Source organism: Limnospira sp. PMC 1279.21 (assembly GCF_032349615.1).
GTDB lineage: Bacteria > Cyanobacteriota > Cyanobacteriia > Cyanobacteriales > Microcoleaceae > Limnospira > Limnospira fusiformis.
The window spans coordinates 1-2,673 of record NZ_JARPLU010000319.1; the positions used below are offsets into that span (position 1 = coordinate 1).

General features: G+C 47.7%; 3 protein-coding genes and 1 pseudogene. All 4 read right to left on the bottom strand.

From position 1 onward, the window contains the following. Positions 1-219: pseudogene (locus tag P5683_RS24065) on the bottom strand (IS630 transposase-related protein); the annotation flags it as partial. Between the two features lie 211 nt (positions 220-430). Beyond that, the gene (locus P5683_RS24070) at positions 431-1,450 is read right to left on the bottom strand and encodes a transposase (RefSeq protein ID WP_315641151.1); all 1,020 of its coding nucleotides are present in this window, start codon (positions 1,448-1,450) and stop codon (positions 431-433) included. Between the two features lie 269 nt (positions 1,451-1,719). Further along, entirely contained in the window at positions 1,720-2,211 is a 492-nt protein-coding gene (locus tag P5683_RS24075) for a hypothetical protein (RefSeq protein ID WP_228116462.1), read from the bottom strand. Continuing rightward, complete coding sequence (locus tag P5683_RS24080) at positions 2,201-2,467, bottom strand: hypothetical protein (protein ID WP_006667976.1); 267 nt, start codon at positions 2,465-2,467, stop codon at positions 2,201-2,203. The genes P5683_RS24075 and P5683_RS24080 overlap by 11 nt, the downstream gene beginning before the upstream one ends. Positions 2,468-2,673 lie beyond the last annotated feature (206 nt).

Here is a 2,673-nt window from a genome sequence, read left to right on the forward strand (position 1 = left end):
CTTAGTCATCTCGTCCTCTCCATTATACGTCCTAACTTTCCTGTCTGGTGCTATAGGTTGAGGGAGGAAGTCTCCGGTCTGTGCTTTTCTTGGCAGCCAGAGATTAATGGTGTTCCGGCTGACATGGAAAAGTTGACTGGCTTATGTTTTGGGCATACCGTCTAGTTCAATTGCATTAATAACTTTTTGTCTGAGGTCGTAACTATAGGGGGCTGGCATTTTGGGTCTTCTTAGTCATCTCGTCCTCTCCATTATACGTCCTAACTTTCCTGTCTGGTGCTATAGTAACCCAGTACACTCTAACAGACTGAGCCTCTGGGGATTTTGGTAGGCAATCGTAGGGGGTTGTCGCGATCGCACCCCCACCCGGTTTCTGTTCGCGATGGGTCCCCCTCTCGATTGCCCGGACAACAAACTGATGCCAGGTCGATCACGCCTCTTTACTTCCGGTAAAACTGCTACGAGTGTCAGCCTGCCCAGATTGCACTTGAGTAGCCCCCAACCCGCACAACTGCCGGAATCGTCGCATGGCTTTAGACTTGGGAAGGCATTTAAACATCTCATCAAAGGGTACGATCCGAGTGAGCAGCCAGCCTCGTTCGCGGGAACCAAAACCGAACTTATCAAACACCCGGTGGTAACAATCAAATTCTGGAAGGTTCAGGTAGCCGAGCATCTCCTGCTCTACCATTGCCTCCGACTGATGCCACATACAAATCTGTTGGGCTAGTCGGGCAGTCACTACACTAATGCCAGTCCCTTCACCCGCCGCGATCGCTTTCGCGTATTCATTGTCAAACTTGGTTTTAACCCCTTTGGGAATTTCCCAACTACCTTGGGAAGTCCAGCCACAAGCCCAACCCCACCAAGCTGGCAGTTTGTCCGGATCTAGGCTCCCAGCTTCTCTTTTTACTTGAACTTTAGCCCTAGCTGGGAATTCATAGACCAGCCGCGACTTGGCTTGGTTTATGACTTGAGTGCGGCGCTTGGTAAAGGACTGAATATCTCTCAGGCATTGCTCAATTTTGGCAACCGCTGGCGGCCGCTCCCGTACCCAATACCTGCGATCATAATTGGTTTGGTAGTGCTGAAAGTAAGTAATCACCATGATGAGGGCATCATAGGGGTCAGATTTGTTGGAAGTTCCCCCATAGCTTTTCCGACTGTCCTTGATCATGGTTTGATCCGCTTTCAAGACTGGGATTCCTTCCCGATGGAGAGAGTCAATCCAGAACCTGCTATAAGTTCCAGTCGGCTCTAATACCACGACAGACGGCTCCAAAGATACCAGAAACTGGATAGACTTCGCGTTCGCTTCCAGTTTTCGGTGGCACTCAGCAAATGCTGGGGAGTCGAAAAAATCCCGCACGGCACCGGTTGGCATCGATTCCAGCCACACGGCATCGCACCACGACGAACTAACGTCAAGGCCTACTATTAAACTATTCATTTTTCCTGTTAAGTATGGTGGAAAATCACTCCCAAGAAGCTGTTACGGCTTTCGCCCATTCTATCCGGGGGAGTAAACTCGCTTCGACTGCTGGGGTTGGAACCCAGCTAGAAATGATTGCTGACTTCTGCCCCCAGTAAAAACTTGGGGAGGTTTCCCTCCCGTTTCCAGGTGGGGGGCTAGTCATCAATGCGGAGGGAATCACCCGGTTATCCGCGACTTCCCCCCAGCGGCGGGAGGAAGTTTCGTCCTTTACCGGTCAGGACTCATCAGGCGGTGAAATCTAGATCTTCTAATTCAGCGAGTGCATCCTCCAAAGCTACATAAATTCGGCCATGGCAGTATTCAAGGTGTTTTGCGTAAGCCTCCGGCTCATTGATTAAGGAAGTGTTAGACGCAAAATCGATAACTGTTAAATTGATAATGGTGTTCTCAATCTTTGCTTTAGTGTGAACTAAACAGTCCATAAGCGAGTTTACATTGACTACTAAGTGGACCCATGAGGAAGGGGAATGTTTATCCTCATTGTCGGTAAGATTCTCGCTGTAGTTGTTGGCTTCTACTTTCACAGCCCGTGCTAACTGTTCCAAGTAGTTGCTGATGTTTTCCCTGGTTAAGGGTTCGTTGGGATTCTGGACTTGGGCTTTTAACCACAGAGAGGAAACCTGTACGCTAATATTTTCAATGGACTTTAAGACTTCCTCTTTTAGCTGTTTGGTGTATTGGGTTTGTGGGTTTCGCTGGTTTGTGCTATTCATCATCAGAGCCTCCAATTTTTTCAATGAGTTGGGGAATGAGTTTTCCGGCTTCCTGGGTGTTGGTAACAAATTTCTCTAGTTTGTTGAGAAATTGCTTTTGGGCGTAAGGTTTAGTGAGTTTGTCGCTAAAGCAGTAGCTAAAAATCTGGTCGATGTCATAGTAAAGTTTCCTCACCATGTAGCTGATATCTAAGATTTCTTCCTTAAACCCTGGCAGTCGCCTCAATTGTTCGTCCAGATGGTCGCGGTCATTGGTCACAATTTTTTAGCCTCCTTTAATCCTTGAGTGGTTAGGTCTTTGATTAGTTGTAGATAACCAATCACTTCGGCTAGATGTTCTGGCTTTTCCCTCGAAAAACCATCAAGGCGAACATTAATCCTCTCGGCGTAATCTTCAATGCTGGCGGCGATACAGCCTTTATCTCAATCATTAAGCACATTAACAACACTTGGTAAACCAGTTAG